The organism is Arthrobacter sp. Sr24 (genome assembly GCF_054511175.1).
This window is the reverse complement of record NZ_JBTNDB010000001.1, coordinates 316,875-332,808: the sequence shown is the minus strand read 5'-3', so window position 1 is coordinate 332,808 and position 15,934 is coordinate 316,875. Positions and strand designations below refer to the sequence as shown.

Genomic DNA, 15,934 nt, shown 5'->3' with positions numbered 1-15,934 from the left:
TAAACACCCGCTGTCAGCCCCGCGTGCGACCATGGATCCATGACCTCTACCGCGCATCAGAGCCCCATGGTGGTCTGGGATGTTGGCAGCTCATATTCTTTGCAACAGTCGTTAGGCATCCTCGGACGCGGCCCGGGCGATCGGACCACGCGGCTTACCGCAGGCGCTGCCTGGCTGGCGTTCAACACACCTTCGGGACCTGCCACCTTGGGCATGACCCACCGTGGCACCGAGCTGCACGCACGGGCGTGGGGCCCCGGCGCCGAGCAGGCCTTGGAATCCGTCCCGGCGTTGCTAGGTGTCCAGGACGACTGGTCCGCTTTTGACGCCCCCGCCTTCGTCGAAACCCTCCCCCATCGCGTTCAAGAAGCACGACGCCGGCACCCGGCACTGCGCCTGCCCGCCACTGGGCGCATGGTGGATGCGTTGGTGCCGGCTATTTTGGAGCAGAAAGTCACAGCATTGGAGGCTCGCCGCGGGTATGCGATTCTGTTGCGGAAGTACGGCTCGTCAGCTCCTGGCGCCGGAACTGATGTGGCGGTACCCGCTGATTTGATGGTTGCGCCGACGCCTGCTCAATTGGCCGCGGTTCCATCGTGGGAATGGCACAAAGCTGGTGTTGGACCACAGCGCTCGGCCACTGTTCAGCGCATGCTGCGATCGGCGTCGGGCCTGGAGCGGCTGAGCGCCCTCCCGGCAGAAGAAGCCGGCACCAAGTTACAGAGCATTCCCGGTATTGGGATCTGGACAGCGGCGGAAGTCACCCAACGCACGCATGGGGACCCGGATCGGGTGTCAGTGGGCGATTACCATCTTGCCGCCTACGTGGGGTGGGCATTGGCCGGAGAGCCTGTGGACGACGCTGGGATGTTGGAATTGCTGGAGCCGTGGCGCGGTCACCGCCAACGCGTGGTGCGGCTGCTGCAACTGAGCGGCTTCCGAAAACCCATGTTTGGGCCGCGCATGACTATTCAGGATCATCGCGGGCACTGAAGACGGCGTTCACTAAGGGCGGCGTTCACAGAGTGGCGTTCACAGAGCGGAACAGCTTCCCGCCCACACGTGCGTATCGCCTAGGCTGGTGACATGAGCGAGATCATCAACCTACAGGCCACTTTCATCCCCAACGAGGGCGAATTCTTCCGTGTGAAACTTGCACTGGAGATCGCGATTGAGCAGGTCGTCGAAGAGGCTGGCTGCATCCAGTATGAAATTACCGAAGAATCGGAAGAAAAGATCGTACTGACCGAGCAGTGGGCTTCTGAGGACGACCTGCAGAAACACAGCAAGGGCATTGCCGTGCAGGACCTCAACGAATCCCTGAGCGCTTTGCTGGCGAAGCCAGTGGAACTGGTTCGAACCTAAAGCCTCCGAATAGCAACCTCACTCGGAGCCTCCGAATAGCAAATGACCCGTCAGATAATGACGCTCAGAAATTTCTAAGCGTCACTATCTGACGGGTCATTTGCGATGATCTAGGATTTCCGATTGTTACTCGGCGGCGGAGCCTTCGGCGGCCTTCGCGGCGACCGCTGCGTGAACTTCGCTCATGTCCAGCGCCTTGACAGCGTCGATCACGGATTCCAGCTGAGTGCCGTTCAACGCGCCGGGCTGGGCGAAGACCAGCACCTTTTCACGGAACGCCATCAGCGTGGGGATAGAAGTGATGTTGGCTTCGGCAGCAAGCTGCTGCTGTGCTTCCGTGTCGACCTTGCCGAACACAACGTCGCTGTGCTTTTCGGAGGCAGCCTCGAAAGTGGGCGCAAAGCGCACGCAAGGCTGGCACCAAGACGCCCAAAAATCAACGATCACAATGTCGTTGCCCTCGATGGTGGGGCCAAAAGATTCCGTGGTGATTTCAACTGTAGCCATGCCTTAACGGTACGGGATGGACCTAGGATTTGGCTGTGGTTTCGCTCACCGCGTGAGGACTAAGCCGTGATCGTCACACATCTGGGACTGTGCTGTCCGGGCAGATTCACGGAGCCGTGACCCGAAAGTCACCCTCAGTTCACAGCCTATTCATCTGGCCGGTACAAGCTGTCGGTATTGAGTAAGCAGATAAGGAAGCAGCGATGACTTTCACACTAGGAGAACCCATGACCCGCCGTATGCACCACCGAGCCTTTGTTAATCCCGAGAACCACGACGTGTGGCCCGCCCTTCCCAGGGATGCTCCGGTAGCCCTGATTAACGACCGCGGCTGGCGACTTTCAGGCCGCGTGGAGACAATTTCCCACGACCGCCAGTGCCTGTGGATCCAGCTTGATTCCGGCATGGGCCGTCAATTGATTCACCATCAGGACGGTTTTGTACTGGAAGACGACAACGAGGCCCTCTGATCCCCACCCGCTGACAGCGAAGTGCCCGGCCCCATGGGGACCGGGCACTTATTTGATGCGCAACGTCAGAGCGAGGCTCTAAACCTTTGACTTGCGGTAGCCGGCCTTCTTGGCGGCAGCCTCAGTGGTGAAGCAAATCTCAGGAGTGGTCTTGGCATAGAACCGCTGGTTCTTGAGGTGGTAGATCTTACTCGGCGCGTTGCCCTTGATGGGGGCCCATGACGGGCAGTTCCACTTGCTGGCGGGCTTAGCCGACGTCGGCTTGGTAGCCGGCACCACCTTGACCACACGGACACTCGTGGACGATGCCTTGTAATTGGCCTGAGCCGGGAGAGCTACGGACCATTTGCCGGTCACCGTGGCCACTGCTGTCGCTTTAAATGAGCCCGATGAATTGGTCTTCAGCGTGCGGACCAGCTTCTTGGGGGCGGAGCCATCAGCATCAAAGTAAACCCTCACCGTAACGGCCCCAGTCTTGACCCAGGCCTTACCGGAGGGGCGCTGCACCAGGCCGGAATAGGTGATGCTCTTACCCTTGACGACCGTGGCAGGACCGGCTGCGAAGTTGGCAATGCGGGTAGTTGTCGTGGCAGCCGCATGAGCGGAAGCCGGTGCAACGACCAAGGGCAGCAAGACGGCCACCGAAGCCAGAACAGCGAGTAGGAAATAGCGCAGCTTTCGCGAACCGACGCGCATGGAAATGTTCAAGCACTCCCCCAAGGGATATGGCCGGCAGAATACACTTCCGACAGATAATGAATAAGACGTTTGCCAAACATTATCCACAGACTGTCCGTTTGGTCATTCGTGTTCGCACATATGACGCGCCGCCCCTGCTTTGAGACGAGATCCGCCCCAACCAGGGCTTAGTCTTCTGGGCCAATCATCGAGATGAACTCCTGCGCATCCACCACCCCAATGTCGGCATGATCGCGCAGAAGGCGAGCAGCGTCGTCGTACTTTCCGGACAGCGCGAGTTGACGAATCTGGGCGTAAATCTCCGCATTCAGCCGTGTACTGGCCACCTCACGGACCTCATCACCTTGCGAGACGATGGCGCGGTACCGGTAACTGCCCGCCGCGGCAACGGGCTTGACGCGTGATTCCGGCTTGAGTTCCGGGGACGAACTTGCCGGCGTCGTGTGCGTGGCGGGGCCTGCGTTGATGATGTCCTCCACGGTCAGTGGCCCTTCCTGAATGCTGGGTTCAGGCTGCTCGGCGGGCCCGGTGTTGGGATGTTCGACGGCGGTCGCGGCGGCTGGGCGCTCGGGCGTGGGTTGCGGAAATTGGGCCAAGGCCGCCACAGCTTGCGCTGCGTCGCTGAGTCCCAGACGGGTCGCCTTGCGGTATTCCTTGACGGCGTTAAGCACCTGATGCCTTGCGATCAGAGCGTAAACACTCCTGTGCTGTTCCGGGCTCAGCCTGGCGCCGGCTTCTTGGGCGTCTTCCCGGGTGATTTCATGGCGCGATCGCTTGTTGGCGGCCACCTTGGGAGCAGGGCCGGCCCCCGTTGCCCCTGCTGTGGCCCGTGGCGGCTGGTTGCGCCGCCCCACAAGCCGGGATCCAACAATCACAGCAATGACAATGGCAAACACAATGAGCAGCGGCACGACGTATTCCATGCCTTAACTGTAGTTCGCCTTTGGCAGTCAAGCCGTATCGGATTGGCAGAACCTGGCCCGAAACCGGCGCCACCGGAGTCCATTTCCACTCAGAGAGGCTCAGAGAGGCTCAGAGAGGCTCAGGAAATGAAAAAACCCGGAACCTTGCGATTTTACTCGCTAGGTTCCGGGTTTCCCGTTTGGTGGCAGATACTGGATTCGAACCAGTGAAGGCGTTGCCAGCTGATTTACAGTCAGCCCCCTTTGGCCGCTCGGGTAATCTGCCATGGCCAAACCGCACCCAAACTTCGGGTCCGACTTTCGCTCCCAACAAGTGGAAGCAGTAAAACTGTACAAGGAATTTGCTCAAGAATCTAATCGAGAGCGCCAAGGGTCCAAAATTGGCGGGGCGAGCAGTACATTCGCAAGACAATTCGGCCTCAAAGGAGCACGTCTTGTCGCCCCAAGAAGGTTCGCCAGTTGACGCCTCAGGCGTCGCGTTGAATCCGTTTGACCAACTGGTTTTCCAGGAACGCCGCCTGCTCAGCCGTAATCTGGTGCAAATCCACGGCTCGGGCCATGTCTTCTTGGATTCCAGCAATCCGAGTCGACGCAGAATTTAGCGGGGACCCGATGATGCTTCCAGGTTCAAAACTTGAAGATGGTCCGCCCACCACGGCGGGTCCGGTCAAGACGGTCACTGCGGCAAGAGTTACTGCTACAACGGCACTTCCCACTGTTTTCCGGCTTGGCTTGTGCCTCGCATCGCAATGACGGGAGGCTACTGAGGCGTCGACTTGGGACTGGACGGTAGGCGGCGGCACGGGCTCTTCATATAGTTTCATGGGTCCTCCTCAAGCAGACACTCTTTCCACCTTCTACAGTGCACAGCCCACATGTGCGCTTGCCACGTGATCGCTCGGAGGACACTGTGAGCGGCACGCGTCATCGCAAAACGGGCACTCTGGGCACTGGCCAGCTAGGCTAGGAGGCAAATCAACCACTCAAGTTTTCAAGCCTATGGAGGAATCATGGCCAGCGAGTCAACGTTCGACGTCGTCAGCAAAGTCGATAAACAAGAGGTCGCCAACGCCCTGCACCAGGCCCAGAAGGAAGTAGTTCAGCGCTACGACTTCAAGGGCGTGGGCGCCGAGATCGATTTCAGCGGCGAAAAGATCCTACTGAAGGCCAACTCCGAGGAACGTGTCATGGCCATCATGGACGTCTTCGAATCCAAGCTGATCAAGCGCGGCATCTCCTTGAAGTCCCTCGACGCCGGTGAGCCCTACGCCTCGGGCAAGGAATACCGCCTTGAAGCGGAAATCAAAGAAGGCATCGCCCAGGACGTGGCGAAGAAGATCAACAAGCTCATCCGCGACGAAGGCCCCAAGGGTGTGAAGTCAACTATCCAAGGTGACGAACTCCGCGTCAGCTCAAAGAGCCGTGATGACCTCCAGGAAGTTATGGCCATGCTGCGCAAGTTTGAGGATGCGGACCTTCAGTTCGTGAACATGCGCTAACAATCGCGTCTAGGTAACTTAGCTACAAGCACAGGTGAGCTCAAAGCGCCTGCTGCTGAGATGCCCCTTAATGAGGGGAGACTTTCAGCCAGCGGGCGCTTTTTGCTCTTGTCCGGACGCCGTCCCGGGCATAGTCTTCCCTTGCCCCCTAGATCTGCCAAGAGCAACTGATGACGTTTGGAGCTGCCATGAACCCTCAACGAATTCCAGCCGGGGCACCGTGCTGGATTGACCTGCTGACCTCGGACATCAGCAAGTCCGAGGAGTTTTACACGGCCCTCTTGGGCTGGAGCTACGAGGTAGGAGATGAGGAAAAGTACGGCGGCTACACCACGGCGTTCAAGGACGGCAAGAGCGTCGCTGGCCTCATGCAGTCCCGAGAAGGTGGCGACGGCTATCCGGATATGTGGACAACTTACCTTCGCGTTGACGATCTTGAGGCGAGCATCGGAGCGGCAAAGAATGCTGGCGCCATGGTCTACATGGGACCCATGGATGTTCCGGAACAAGGCAAGATGGCCATGCTCGGGGATCCCAGCGGCGCCTCGATTGGCCTGTGGGAGTTCGGCGGCCATACGGGCTTCGAACTGCACGAGGAGAACGGTGCTGCCGCCTGGCATGAGCTCCACAGCAAGGACTACTCCGCCGCAGTAAATTTCTACCGGGGCGTCTTTGGCCTGACGACCTCTGTCATGAGCGACTCCCCTGAGTTCCGCTACACCAACCTCATGCACGGCGAGCGAGAGCTGGCGGGTATCATGGATGCTGCCAATTTCCTACCCGACGAGGTTCCGTCCAGCTGGCAAATTTACTTCCAGACGGACGACGTCGATGCCTCCATCGCCACGGCCCTCACCTTGGGTGCCACCATCATCAATCCGGCTGAAGACTCCCCTTATGGCAGGATCGCTGGTCTCAGCGACTGCACGGGCGCCATGTTCAAACTGGTCCAACCTCCAGCCTAGAATCTTCACGTAAAAAGCCCGCAGCACACAGCACCAAGCAGTAGCCACCAACAGCTTCTTGAACCGGGCCTGTGTAGCAGGAGCTTCGATCGTGTGCTCGTAGTAGCGCCGGAACTTATCGGCGTTTGAGGCTACATTTTTCTGCTTTGAGATCCTGTTGGCCACGCTCTGCGCACCTGCGCCTGAGTCCTGAGGTCTCAGCAAAGTTCGTTAGATTGAGGCCCGTAGAGACTTGAGCCTGGCCAACGTTTTCACGCGTTTCACCGGAGTGCACATCGCTGTTGGTCACCGAGGGATTCTCGGGTGTGTAAATATTGCCGTTGGCCACAATGACCTTGTCCAGTCGCACGCTTCCTTCCTTAGCCATGATCCCTTGGACACCGGGATGGTCTGGAAGTAGTCAGCGGCCGATTGAGCCGGCTCGTCGATGAGGCGTGGGCGCCTTCCAGATTCGGCGTGGTCAACATCCCCAGTTCAATGTTGTTGACGATCAGGTCGGTGGGCGCTCCCATAGCGATGTTCGACGCCGGGAGGGTTCCGTTTGCGCCGCCAGCGTCAGTGGATGTCAGCTCAAGTCCGGGGACAACCACATCCCGGGGCAGGTCTGCGCTCCACCCTCGTTTGGAGTACACCGCGGGGGCTGGCCGCTAGGGAAGCCGCCAATCCGGTCGGTACGGATGGCCCGTGGCGCTCCACTCTTATCAACATCGTGGAAACCAAGTCCCCTGTCAGCTCCGATGGTGGTGAGATAACCGGTGATCGGCAAAAATAGCCCAAATCCCGGTCTTCACCAGACACGGTGTGCTTTGTTATGGTGCACGTGTTGCTAGCACCGGAGCCGAGGCTGATGTGCCGGCAGTGACCCGCACCGTCGGCAGGTACAAACGGTGCGAAGGCCCCGGATTCAATGGCGACAGTGATGGGTGCTGCCATTGTTTTTAGCGGTGACGGTGTAAGTCAGCTGCTCCCACAGCGCGTACGGATTAGTCACCGTGTTGCGTTGCGGTGTGCAGGGCGTACCGGAAATACTTAGCTGAGGCACTGTTGTGACGACGTTGGCCGCGGAGCTACAGGCGAGGTAGCTAGGGGCTTCATTTCATCACCGACCTTCCAGCTCGTGGCAGCGGTAAGGAATCCAGCGGCCAGATTAGCCACACTAACGGTGTGCCTCGGTGTTGCGCAGGTGGAGTTGGTGCCTGCGGCCAGCGATGACCAGCGGCAGTTCCCGGAACCACGAACGGGTAGGAACGGGACACCTGTGCCGGATACCGGCGGCACAGTCTTGGTCTGTGATCCGTTGTTTGCAACGTCAAGGCTGTAGGGAATTTCTTCGCCCACCGCGTAGGGGTTAATCAGCTCATCGCAGGTGAGATTACCGAGCTGGCCCGTGATGCTAATCCCTCCAACATCAATACTGGCAGTTCCGGCGGCGAGCACCGACGCTGCCGCAGGGAGGGGAATAGTCGGGGCAGCCAGGGCTGGCGTGGTGTTGACGTCTGCACCTGCCACCGCCACGGCCAGAACTGCTCCGGCCACTGCCGTATTTACCGTTGTGGTGCTTGAATTGGTGAGGTTCTCTTGACTGAGTTCCTAGCTGTCAGGGCGCACACTGTCCAGTGGCACGGTGCCCGATATAGAAATAGCGCCTCACGGCTCACCGCCCGCAGCTACTTATCCAACCAACCGCAGCTGACAAAACGCGGGTGTGGAGCAGACCTGCTGCGGCTGACCGCCATTAGCGAGTCAGTGAATCAGCTACTCAGCTACCCGGTTCCACCAATCCGGTGTCATAGGCGAGCACCACGGCCTGCACCCTGTCGCGAAGGTCAAGCTTGGCCAAAATCTTACTAACGTGGGTCTTCACCGTCTGCTGGGCAATGAATAGTTCGGCAGCAATTTCCTGGTTTGATTGCCCCCGTCCAATCAACGTCATTACTTCAAGCTCCCGGTCAGTGAGCCCCACGAGGCGTTCCTTGGAAAGTTCGGGCCGGGCTCGTGAAACCGCAAACTGTTCGATCAAGCGCTTCGTTACCGACGGCGCTAGCAGTGCCTCTCCTGATGCCACGATACGCACTGCAGCGATCAGTTCTTCGGCGAGCGCGTCCTTGAGTAGGAAGCCGCTGGCCCCGAGTTGCAGGGCGTCGTAGACATAATCGTCCACGTCAAAGGTTGTCAGCATCAACACATGAGTGGCATTGGCGTGTGGTGCGCTGGCGAGGATCAGGCGTGCAGCTTCCAAACCATCCATGACAGGCATGCGGACGTCCATCAGCACAACATCAGGACGGTGCAACGCAGCCAGCTCCACGGCAATAGCCCCGTTCTCGGCCTGCCCCACAATTTCAATGTCCTCTTGGGCGCCGAGCAGGGCCGCAAAACCCTCGCGAACCATTGCCTGGTCATCCACAACCAACACTTTAATGCTCATGATTTGGTGTTTCCTTTGCCGTTAGTGACGCTAAGGGGCAGCTTCGCTGTGACGGAGAAACCGCCGTCGGACGTTGGCTCGCATACAACGGAACCTCCCACAATGGAGGCCCGTTCCCGCATACCGATCAGGCCCTGCCCTACGTGGGCACCCTTGTCCAACTGCGCCATGACCATCCCTACGGCAGAGCTGGAGTTAACTACGGAGATTTCCAGCAGTCCCCCGGTCACATTAAAGCGCACCTGCACGGTGGCTCCAGGTGCATGCCGAATGACGTTGCTCAGCGCTTCCTGCACGATCCGGTACGAGGTCAGGGCAAGCACCTCGCCAATGTCATGACTTTCAATCTCGGAGAGGTCGGGTTCGGAGATGCGCACACCCGTAGATCGGACCGATGCGAATAGTTGTGGAAGGTCCGACAGCGTTGGCTGGGGGCCCAGCTCACGCCCGGCCTCACTGTTGCGCAGGGATCCGAGCATGCTGCGCATTTCCGTCATGGCTCGTCTCGAGTTCGCGGCGATGTCATCAAACTCTTGCCTGAGTTCCTCACTGAGCCCAGCATGCCGGTAGCGAGCCGTGGTTGCCTGCACCACCACCACGGACATTCCGTGGGCCACCACGTCGTGCAGCTCGCGGGCAATGCGTGCGCGTTCCTCAGCCAGCCGGCGTCGGGACAGTTCCTCAGCACTGACACTGCGTTCAGCGGCGAGTTCGGCCCGCAGATGCTGCCATTGCTGAACCACCACGGCAGCCACCATGAGTCCCCCGGAGACGGCAGCGAAGATGACAACGTTGTTTTGTGCCCCTAGCGATGGGCCGTGGGGCGTGGTCAGGTAATTCGCAACCACACCCACCATGACACTGGCTAGCCAGCACCCGGCTGACACCATCCAGTGCATGCGTAGCCCGGCGATGCAGATCACAAAAGCCTGGGTGATCATGGCAACCACGCTGAAAGGCATCGGCGCTGCCCCCACGGGGTCCGAGACGAGCGGCATGACAGCCATTGGAACCAGTGAAACGATCACGCCGGCCACGGGGCGGGCGGCGGTCAGACCCACAGACGCCGAATGCAAAATCGCCATACCCAAAGCGAAGGGCAGCGCCATCTGGTACAAGCTCATGTTCAGCGGCGCACCCACGGCGAGCAGGGCTATACAGACGACTGCCGTGCCTAGCCACACCCAACCGATTCCCTTAAGCCGCCACAGGTTGACGGAACTAAAGGGCGTAAATGCTTCAACACCGTCGCGGTGGGTTGTTGCCGGCGCAACTGCTGCCCGTTTGGGATCCGGGGTGGCTAATTCTTCAGCCATCAAGGTCTTATTCTTAGCTGTTTTCATGCCCACCGGCTCAGTCTTCCGGAGTGATTTCCGCGGTGGGCCCATCAGCATCGAGTCCGCTGAGCCCACCCGCTGGTTTTCCCTGCCAGGACTGAATCCGCCAGCCCCCCGGCGCTGTTTTGCCGGTGGGCTCGCCATCCAAGGTGACAATGCCGGTGTTTGAGAGATCATGATATTTGGGGTCTGACCAGTCAAGATTGACGCCGCGGTGCCCAGCCCAGAAACGGATCATGGCGCCATGACTAACCATGGCGGCAATCTCATGAGACTGCGCGGCTTCCTGGACCACCGCGTCAAAGCGCTCCAAGACCTCGAACCCGTTGTCGGCCCCGGGCATCCTGACAGAGAGGTCCCCCGTGAGCCACGACTTGAGCGTATTTAGGTACGCCTCCACCGAGGCTTTGTCACCCTTCATTTCAAGATCGCCTGCGCTAATCTCGCGCAACCCGTCCCGCACTACCGGGGAGAGTTGGCGCGCGGCTGCCAGCGGGGCAGCGGTCAGCGCTGTGCGGGTCAGGTTTGAGATGTACAGGGCATGCAGTTCTTGTCCAGCCACGGCCTCTGGGACCGCTGCCGCCTGCAACTCACCGAGCGGGGTCAGACCTGGCCCCGGGACGGCGGTATCCAGCAGGCTACGCACATTGTTGGGTGTTTGGCCGTGCCTAATCAAGATCAATCGCATGCTTCCATTCTGTCCTACTCCACGCACTTACGTGCGACGCTCTACGACCGTGGGCTAGGCTGACAACAAATTCCACAGTTGGGGAGGTCTGCGTGCTAGATACATGGGAGCAATTGCTCACATCGACATTTTGGAGCATCCGCCGCCCCAAGTCCCGCTTTGACTGAGGGTCATTTTGTGGTCAGGCTCAATGACCCTGGCATTGCTTTTTGCCCCGAGTCGGCCACGGATCTGCCGCATTGTTACGGTGAGCCACGGCGTGCCTTGAGCGAGTTAGTGGGCGCATCGGCGGCGCAACTGTACATCTCCCCAAACTGGCAGCCAGTAGGTGGGGCAGTAGGAGAGCCACTGACCGAAACGTCCCCCCGTCGTCGTCGTCGTTGCATGTCTTCTGTGTCTGGCCGGGAAGCCCGACGCCGGCTACCGCACTCGCCCTCCCAGCTCACCAATGTTCGGCAGTGCAGCACATCCAAGACGTAACTACTGCACTGTGCACCTGGCTAGCGAGCAGCACGCAGGCCCGGCGTGGACCGCAGAGCTGGCTGCCGCAGGTTGGGCGAATCTGGCGTTTCACGTAGCGCCAGCCCGTCCCCCATCCAGGAGAGGACTTCCGGACCGGGCACTGTCGTGCTGCACCCCGCTCTCCCGTTGATTCAGTGGATCAGATGGGCACGGCAGCGATACTGGAACTAGTCCAGGGAGTGGAAGATCTTGCGTGGCATTCGTGTCCTAGACATGTAGGTATGTCAGTGTGGGCCAAGGACCTGTGGGGTGGCTCTAGCTCGATCGATATCTTTGCTCGCGAGCATGGCAATGATGGCCAACTTGCTGCATTCGTTGACGCCGGAAGGTTGGATCTACCCTTGGCAGCCAGGACGGTGGGGACAAGCCCCAGCCCATCACCTACTGTGGATAAATGACCAATAACCCTTCCCTCAACGAAGACCAGACAGTCCAGCTCATCGCGTTGGCTATGGACTTGGCTCGCGACGGCAAAAGCGCTGAACTGGCAGAGTTCCTTGACCATGGGCTCTGGCTCAATGTCCAAGACTCCGGTGGCAACACGCTCCTCATGCTGGCCGCCTACAACGGCAATGCCGAGACCGTCTCCATGCTCCTGACGCGAGGGGCCGACTCTGATCTGCGCAACGCCCGGGACCAATCGCCCCTCGCCGGTGCACTCTTCAAGGGCGAGGACGCCGTGGTGGCCCTGCTCGTGGCAGCCGGGGCGGACCTCGACGCTGGCACCCCTTCCGCCCGCGCCACAGCCGCCATGTTTGGCCGCGAACACCTGCTCGGCTGAGTTCCCCGCTCCCACCTAAATTCGAGTTGCCACTTAACGTTCATCTGCCGCAAAAACATCAACGTTTAGTGGCAACTCGATCTCGACCGGCTCGTTCACCCGGCACACCCGTTAACCAACGACGGCGGCACTCACCTTCCGCACTACGCGAAAGGTGGGTGCCGCCGTCGTACGACAGGGTTGACTACATGGCGTCTGAATTAACGCTCATGGTGGAGATTTTGGACGCTTGGTGAGCTTCAATTGCCGCGCGTACTCCTGCGCCGTAGGCCGGATCAGCCTGGGTGCAGTTGAAGATGTGACGCTCGATCGTGGCCTGTGAGGCTCCATCGATGGCGCGGGCGGTGTTCTCGAAGAGCACCTGACGCTGCTCATCTGTCATCTTCTCACGGAACAGGATGCCGGGCTGCTCGAAGTAGTTGGCATCGTCTTCGCGGAAGTTGTGACGGTCAGCAATGGCGCCAATAGCCTGTGCCGGATCAGCGTAGGCGGGCTGCTCGGGCCAGCGGCCGTAGGAGTTCGGCTCGATGCCGGGGGTGCGACCCTGGTTACCATCGACACGGCCCTGACCATCGCGGTGGTACGTGTTGACCGGCGCGTTCTTCGGTGCGTTCACCGGGATCTGGTGGTGGTTGACTCCGAGACGGTAGCGGGCGGCGTCGCCGTAGGAGAAGAGGCGGGCCTGCAGCATGCGGTCCGGGGAGAAGCTGATCCCGGGAACAACGTTGGCCGGGGAGAAGGCGGCCTGCTCAACATCGGCGAAGTAGTTCTCGGCGTTGCGGTTCAGTTCCCACTCGCCAACCTCAATGAGCGGGTAGTCCTTCTTGGACCAGACCTTGGTGAGGTCGAACGGGTGGTACTTGTACGTGTCAGCGTCAGCCTCGGGCATGACCTGAACCATGAGCTTCCACTTCGGGAAGTCACCGTTCTCGATGGCGTCGAAGAGATCGCGCTGGCTGGACTCACGGTCGCCAGCAACCACTGCAGCGGCCTCTTGATCCGTCAGGTTCTTGATGCCCTGCTGCGTGACGTGGTGGAACTTGACCCAGAAACGCTCGCCCGCTGCGTTGATCAGGGAGAAGGTGTGTGAGCCGAAGCCGTGCATGTGACGGTAGCCGTCGGGGATGCCGCGGTCAGACATGACGATCGTGACCTGGTGCAGGGACTCGGGCAGGTTGGTCCAGAAGTCCCAGTTGTTCTCGGCGCTGCGCAGGTTGGTGCGCGGATCTCGCTTGACGGCGCGGTTCAGGTCGGGGAACTTCAGGCCATCGCGGAAGAAGAAGACGGGGGTGTTGTTGCCAACCAGATCCCAGTTGCCTTCCTCGGTGTAGAACTTCACGGAGAAGCCACGGATGTCGCGCTCGGCGTCGGCAGCGCCGCGCTCGCCGGCAACCGTGGAGAAGCGAGTAAACAGCTCGGTTTGCTTGCCGACCTCGGAGAAGATGTCTGCCTTGGTGTACCTGGTGATGTCGTTGGTGACCGTGAAGGTTCCGAAGGCACCAGAGCCCTTGGCGTGCATACGACGCTCGGGGATGACCTCACGGCTGAAGTGAGCTAGCTTCTCCAGGAACCAAACGTCCTGCAGCAGCATGGGTCCGCGAGGACCGGCGGTGAGGCTGTCCTGGTTGTTGGCAACAGGCGCGCCTGCGGCCGTGGTCAGCGGTGCCGTGTTTTCGATAGTCATCTTTACTTATCGCTCCTAGTGGTAGTCAAATTTTGCTCGTTCAGAAGTCTTTTGGCTGTGCAATCAGGACAGGTACCCCAGTAAATAACCTCGGCCTCATCAATGCTGAAGCCATGGCTGTTGGAGGCATGCAAACAAGGCGTCTCACCGAGGGCGCAGTCCACATCTGCAATGTCTCCGCAACTGCGGCACACCACGTGGTGATGGTTGTCCCCCACCCGCGTCTCAAACCGCGCAGGCGAGCCAGACGGTTCGATTCGACGTACCAAATCTGCCTCTTCCAGCGCCGCCAGCACGTCGTAGACGGCTTGCTTGGAGACGCTCCCCAGGTCCGTGCGAACGGCCCCAATAATGGTGTCGGCATCGGCATGGGGGTGGGAAGTCACTGCACTGAGAACGGCAACGCGGGGACGCGTCACGCGCAGCGATGCTGCCCGCAATAAGTCCTCGATTGTTCGTTCTTTTTCCATGCCTCCCACCCTATCTCGCTTTCTGGACTGAGTCCAGTAAAGAGTTTGGGGTGTGGCTTCCATTCCCCCACAGCTGTAGGACAACGCCTGCTCACGCACCAAAGCCGCTACCGCTCTGGCACGCGCGCAGCTCTCTCTCTAGGCTGAAACCATGAGTACATTTACCGGGATTCCCATGGAAGCGGTGGAGTTCTATGCCGCCCTGGAGGACAACAACAACAAGGCATGGTGGCTTGACCACAAAGACACTTACGGCTCAATTGTGAAGGCACCGCTGCTGGCTCTCCAACAAGCCGCCGAGGGAAGATTCGGGGCTGGTAGGATTTTTCGCCCCTACCGCGACGTGCGTTTTTCGCCCGATAAGTCCCCGTACAAAACAGCACAGGGAATGTTCATTTCCCATTACGAGGAAGTGGGGTTCTATGTCCAGATCGACGCCGACGGCTTGTTGGTGGGCGGCGGCTATCATTCCTCGGCTCCGGCCCAACTCTCCAGGTACCGGGCCGCAGTTGATTCCTCGGCCAGTGGCGCAGCACTGGAAACCATTCTCAACGGGCTGAGCTCTGCAGGTTTCACCCTCGAGGGACAGACCCTCAAGCGGGTTCCACAGGGGTTCTCCAAGGATCACCCCCGTGCAGACTTACTCAAATACAAGACCGTCAGCGCATCCCGACATCTCGGAAAGCCTGCATGGATGGAGACGGCTCAGGCTGAACAGGAAATTTTCTCGTCCTGGGAACACCTGCGGCCGCTGGTGGACTGGGTTGTCCGCTATGCTGCGCCCTGAACCGGCCCTCTACGCCTGAGCTAGCCGGGGATTCGTTTGAGGTAGAAGTGCATGGGTGCGTGCCGGATCCTCACCGGCGTGATGCGCACCACTACTCTGGCCGCCTTGAACACCGCCCGCAAGAGCATGCCCTGACGCGGCGTCCACGTGAATCCGTACATCTTTCGAACAGCAGGTGGCAGTAGACCTACGGTCAATAGTCGGGCTAGCGGCATGAGGGCGCGCGCCCAGAGCGGAGCATGCTTGGCGGCCAGAAGTTCGGCGGCTACGGCACGAGTGGTTGCATCAACGCTGAGTGCGCTGAGCTGCTGTTGCCAGTAGTCGGCAAAGTCGCCGCGGGTACTGGGCCACAGTTCAGCTGGCATTCCGAGCGCTGTTCCCAGTGCGGAATAGCTTTGATACACCGATTCCGCGTCGGCAGCTGACAGTGCGGGGAACACGGCGTCGTACGTTTGCGAGGCGGTCTCATAGAGCGTCGCGGCAACCCATAATTGCAGCTGCGGATCAGCAGCAGCGTAGGCCGGAGTAGTGGCAGACCCCGCGGATTTCACTGGACGGTGGGCCCTGTGAACTTGCCGCTGCATGGTCCTACGCTGCGCCGGCGTGCCATTGCTGAGCGCATAAATATAGCTCAGGGTCCCATGGAGCCGCTTGAGCGGATCCGCGGAAAAGCTGGAATGATCCGCCACCCCGTATCCCACCGCCGGGTTGGCTAGCTGCAACAAGATGGCCCGGCCAGCACCCGCCAACAGCACAGATTCGGGCGCCACATCCGACCAACTCTTAGCTGCACCTCCACCATTGCTCAT

The 15,934-nt window shown here is 59.9% G+C and carries 21 protein-coding genes and 1 tRNA gene; 8 read left to right on the top strand and 14 right to left on the bottom strand.

The features are described 5' to 3' along the window. Positions 1–39: 39 nt before the first annotated feature. Positions 40–993, top strand: a complete 954-nt coding sequence (locus ACX80D_RS01675) for a DNA-3-methyladenine glycosylase family protein (RefSeq protein ID WP_459320812.1) — start codon at positions 40–42, stop codon at positions 991–993. 93 nt (positions 994–1,086) lie between these two features. Then, the gene (locus tag ACX80D_RS01670; RefSeq protein WP_459320811.1) at positions 1,087–1,365 is read left to right on the top strand and encodes a putative quinol monooxygenase; all 279 of its coding nucleotides are present in this window, start codon (positions 1,087–1,089) and stop codon (positions 1,363–1,365) included. Between the two features lie 126 nt (positions 1,366–1,491). On the opposite strand, the gene ACX80D_RS01665 is transcribed toward ACX80D_RS01670, so the two are convergent. After that, a complete protein-coding gene (locus tag ACX80D_RS01665) occupies positions 1,492–1,872 on the bottom strand; it encodes a thioredoxin family protein (RefSeq protein WP_459320809.1) in 381 nt (126 codons plus the stop codon). A gap of 203 nt (positions 1,873–2,075) precedes the next feature. On the opposite strand from ACX80D_RS01665, the gene ACX80D_RS01660 reads away from it, so the two are divergent. Then, on the top strand, positions 2,076–2,342 hold the full coding sequence (locus ACX80D_RS01660) for a hypothetical protein (RefSeq protein ID WP_459320808.1): 267 nt from the start codon (positions 2,076–2,078) through the stop codon (positions 2,340–2,342). A gap of 78 nt (positions 2,343–2,420) precedes the next feature. Here ACX80D_RS01660 and ACX80D_RS01655 read toward each other — a convergent pair whose 3' ends face one another. The 4 genes from ACX80D_RS01655 to ACX80D_RS01640 all read right to left on the bottom strand — a co-directional run bounded on the left by ACX80D_RS01655 (position 2,421) and on the right by ACX80D_RS01640 (position 4,788). After that, entirely contained in the window at positions 2,421–3,050 is a 630-nt protein-coding gene (locus tag ACX80D_RS01655; protein ID WP_459320806.1) for a sunset domain-containing protein, read from the bottom strand. Between the two features lie 158 nt (positions 3,051–3,208). Then, positions 3,209–3,964 (bottom strand): hypothetical protein, encoded by a 756-nt coding sequence (locus ACX80D_RS01650; protein ID WP_459320805.1) that lies wholly within the window; start codon positions 3,962–3,964, stop codon positions 3,209–3,211. 180 nt (positions 3,965–4,144) lie between these two features. Next, positions 4,145–4,229 (bottom strand) — tRNA-Tyr (locus ACX80D_RS01645). A 202-nt stretch (positions 4,230–4,431) separates the two neighbouring features. After that, complete coding sequence (locus tag ACX80D_RS01640) at positions 4,432–4,788, bottom strand: hypothetical protein (protein ID WP_459320804.1); 357 nt, start codon at positions 4,786–4,788, stop codon at positions 4,432–4,434. Positions 4,789–4,974: 186 nt separating this feature from the next. On the opposite strand from ACX80D_RS01640, the gene ACX80D_RS01635 reads away from it, so the two are divergent. Together ACX80D_RS01635 and ACX80D_RS01630 are read left to right on the top strand one after the other, a co-directional pair. Continuing rightward, positions 4,975–5,463 carry a YajQ family cyclic di-GMP-binding protein gene (locus tag ACX80D_RS01635; protein WP_459320803.1) on the top strand — a complete coding sequence of 163 codons (489 nt, stop codon included), beginning with the start codon at positions 4,975–4,977 and terminating at the stop codon, positions 5,461–5,463. A 188-nt stretch (positions 5,464–5,651) separates the two neighbouring features. After that, positions 5,652–6,428, top strand: a complete 777-nt coding sequence (locus tag ACX80D_RS01630) for a VOC family protein (RefSeq protein WP_459320802.1) — start codon at positions 5,652–5,654, stop codon at positions 6,426–6,428. A gap of 115 nt (positions 6,429–6,543) precedes the next feature. Here ACX80D_RS01630 and ACX80D_RS01625 read toward each other — a convergent pair whose 3' ends face one another. From ACX80D_RS01625 to ACX80D_RS01600, 6 genes are all read right to left on the bottom strand, one after another. Next, a complete protein-coding gene (locus tag ACX80D_RS01625; RefSeq protein WP_459320801.1) occupies positions 6,544–6,795 on the bottom strand; it encodes a hypothetical protein in 252 nt (83 codons plus the stop codon). Beyond that, positions 6,788–7,060: a M66 family metalloprotease gene (locus ACX80D_RS01620; protein WP_459320799.1), complete on the bottom strand. Its 273-nt coding sequence runs from the start codon at positions 7,058–7,060 to the stop codon at positions 6,788–6,790. Before ACX80D_RS01620 ends, ACX80D_RS01625 begins: the two co-directional genes overlap by 8 nt. 397 nt (positions 7,061–7,457) lie before the next feature. Beyond that, complete coding sequence (locus ACX80D_RS01615; protein WP_459320798.1) at positions 7,458–7,964, bottom strand: hypothetical protein; 507 nt, start codon at positions 7,962–7,964, stop codon at positions 7,458–7,460. A gap of 223 nt (positions 7,965–8,187) precedes the next feature. Beyond that, entirely contained in the window at positions 8,188–8,856 is a 669-nt protein-coding gene (locus ACX80D_RS01610) for a response regulator transcription factor (protein ID WP_459320797.1), read from the bottom strand. Continuing rightward, positions 8,853–10,199: a sensor histidine kinase gene (locus ACX80D_RS01605; protein WP_459320896.1), complete on the bottom strand. Its 1,347-nt coding sequence runs from the start codon at positions 10,197–10,199 to the stop codon at positions 8,853–8,855. Before ACX80D_RS01605 ends, ACX80D_RS01610 begins: the two co-directional genes overlap by 4 nt. Before the next feature lie 10 nt (positions 10,200–10,209). Further along, positions 10,210–10,881 (bottom strand): histidine phosphatase family protein, encoded by a 672-nt coding sequence (locus tag ACX80D_RS01600; RefSeq protein WP_459320796.1) that lies wholly within the window; start codon positions 10,879–10,881, stop codon positions 10,210–10,212. Positions 10,882–11,624: 743 nt separating this feature from the next. Here ACX80D_RS01600 and ACX80D_RS01595 point away from each other — a divergent pair. Together ACX80D_RS01595 and ACX80D_RS01590 are read left to right on the top strand one after the other, a co-directional pair. Continuing rightward, positions 11,625–11,801 carry a hypothetical protein gene (locus ACX80D_RS01595; RefSeq protein WP_459320795.1) on the top strand — a complete coding sequence of 59 codons (177 nt, stop codon included), beginning with the start codon at positions 11,625–11,627 and terminating at the stop codon, positions 11,799–11,801. Further along, positions 11,798–12,184 (top strand): ankyrin repeat domain-containing protein, encoded by a 387-nt coding sequence (locus ACX80D_RS01590; RefSeq protein WP_459320794.1) that lies wholly within the window; start codon positions 11,798–11,800, stop codon positions 12,182–12,184. The genes ACX80D_RS01595 and ACX80D_RS01590 overlap by 4 nt, the downstream gene beginning before the upstream one ends. A 184-nt stretch (positions 12,185–12,368) precedes the next feature. On the opposite strand, the gene ACX80D_RS01585 is transcribed toward ACX80D_RS01590, so the two are convergent. Beyond that, on the bottom strand, positions 12,369–13,868 hold the full coding sequence (locus tag ACX80D_RS01585; RefSeq protein WP_459320793.1) for a catalase: 1,500 nt from the start codon (positions 13,866–13,868) through the stop codon (positions 12,369–12,371). 2 nt (positions 13,869–13,870) lie between these two features. Then, positions 13,871–14,338: a Fur family transcriptional regulator gene (locus ACX80D_RS01580; RefSeq protein WP_459320792.1), complete on the bottom strand. Its 468-nt coding sequence runs from the start codon at positions 14,336–14,338 to the stop codon at positions 13,871–13,873. 151 nt (positions 14,339–14,489) lie between these two features. Between ACX80D_RS01580 and ACX80D_RS01575 the strand changes: the two genes are divergently transcribed. After that, complete coding sequence (locus ACX80D_RS01575; RefSeq protein WP_459320791.1) at positions 14,490–15,125, top strand: DUF2461 domain-containing protein; 636 nt, start codon at positions 14,490–14,492, stop codon at positions 15,123–15,125. Between the two features lie 20 nt (positions 15,126–15,145). Here the strand turns inward: ACX80D_RS01575 and ACX80D_RS01570 are convergent, their stop codons facing one another. Beyond that, the gene (locus ACX80D_RS01570) at positions 15,146–15,934 is read right to left on the bottom strand and encodes an oxygenase MpaB family protein (RefSeq protein ID WP_459320790.1); all 789 of its coding nucleotides are present in this window, start codon (positions 15,932–15,934) and stop codon (positions 15,146–15,148) included.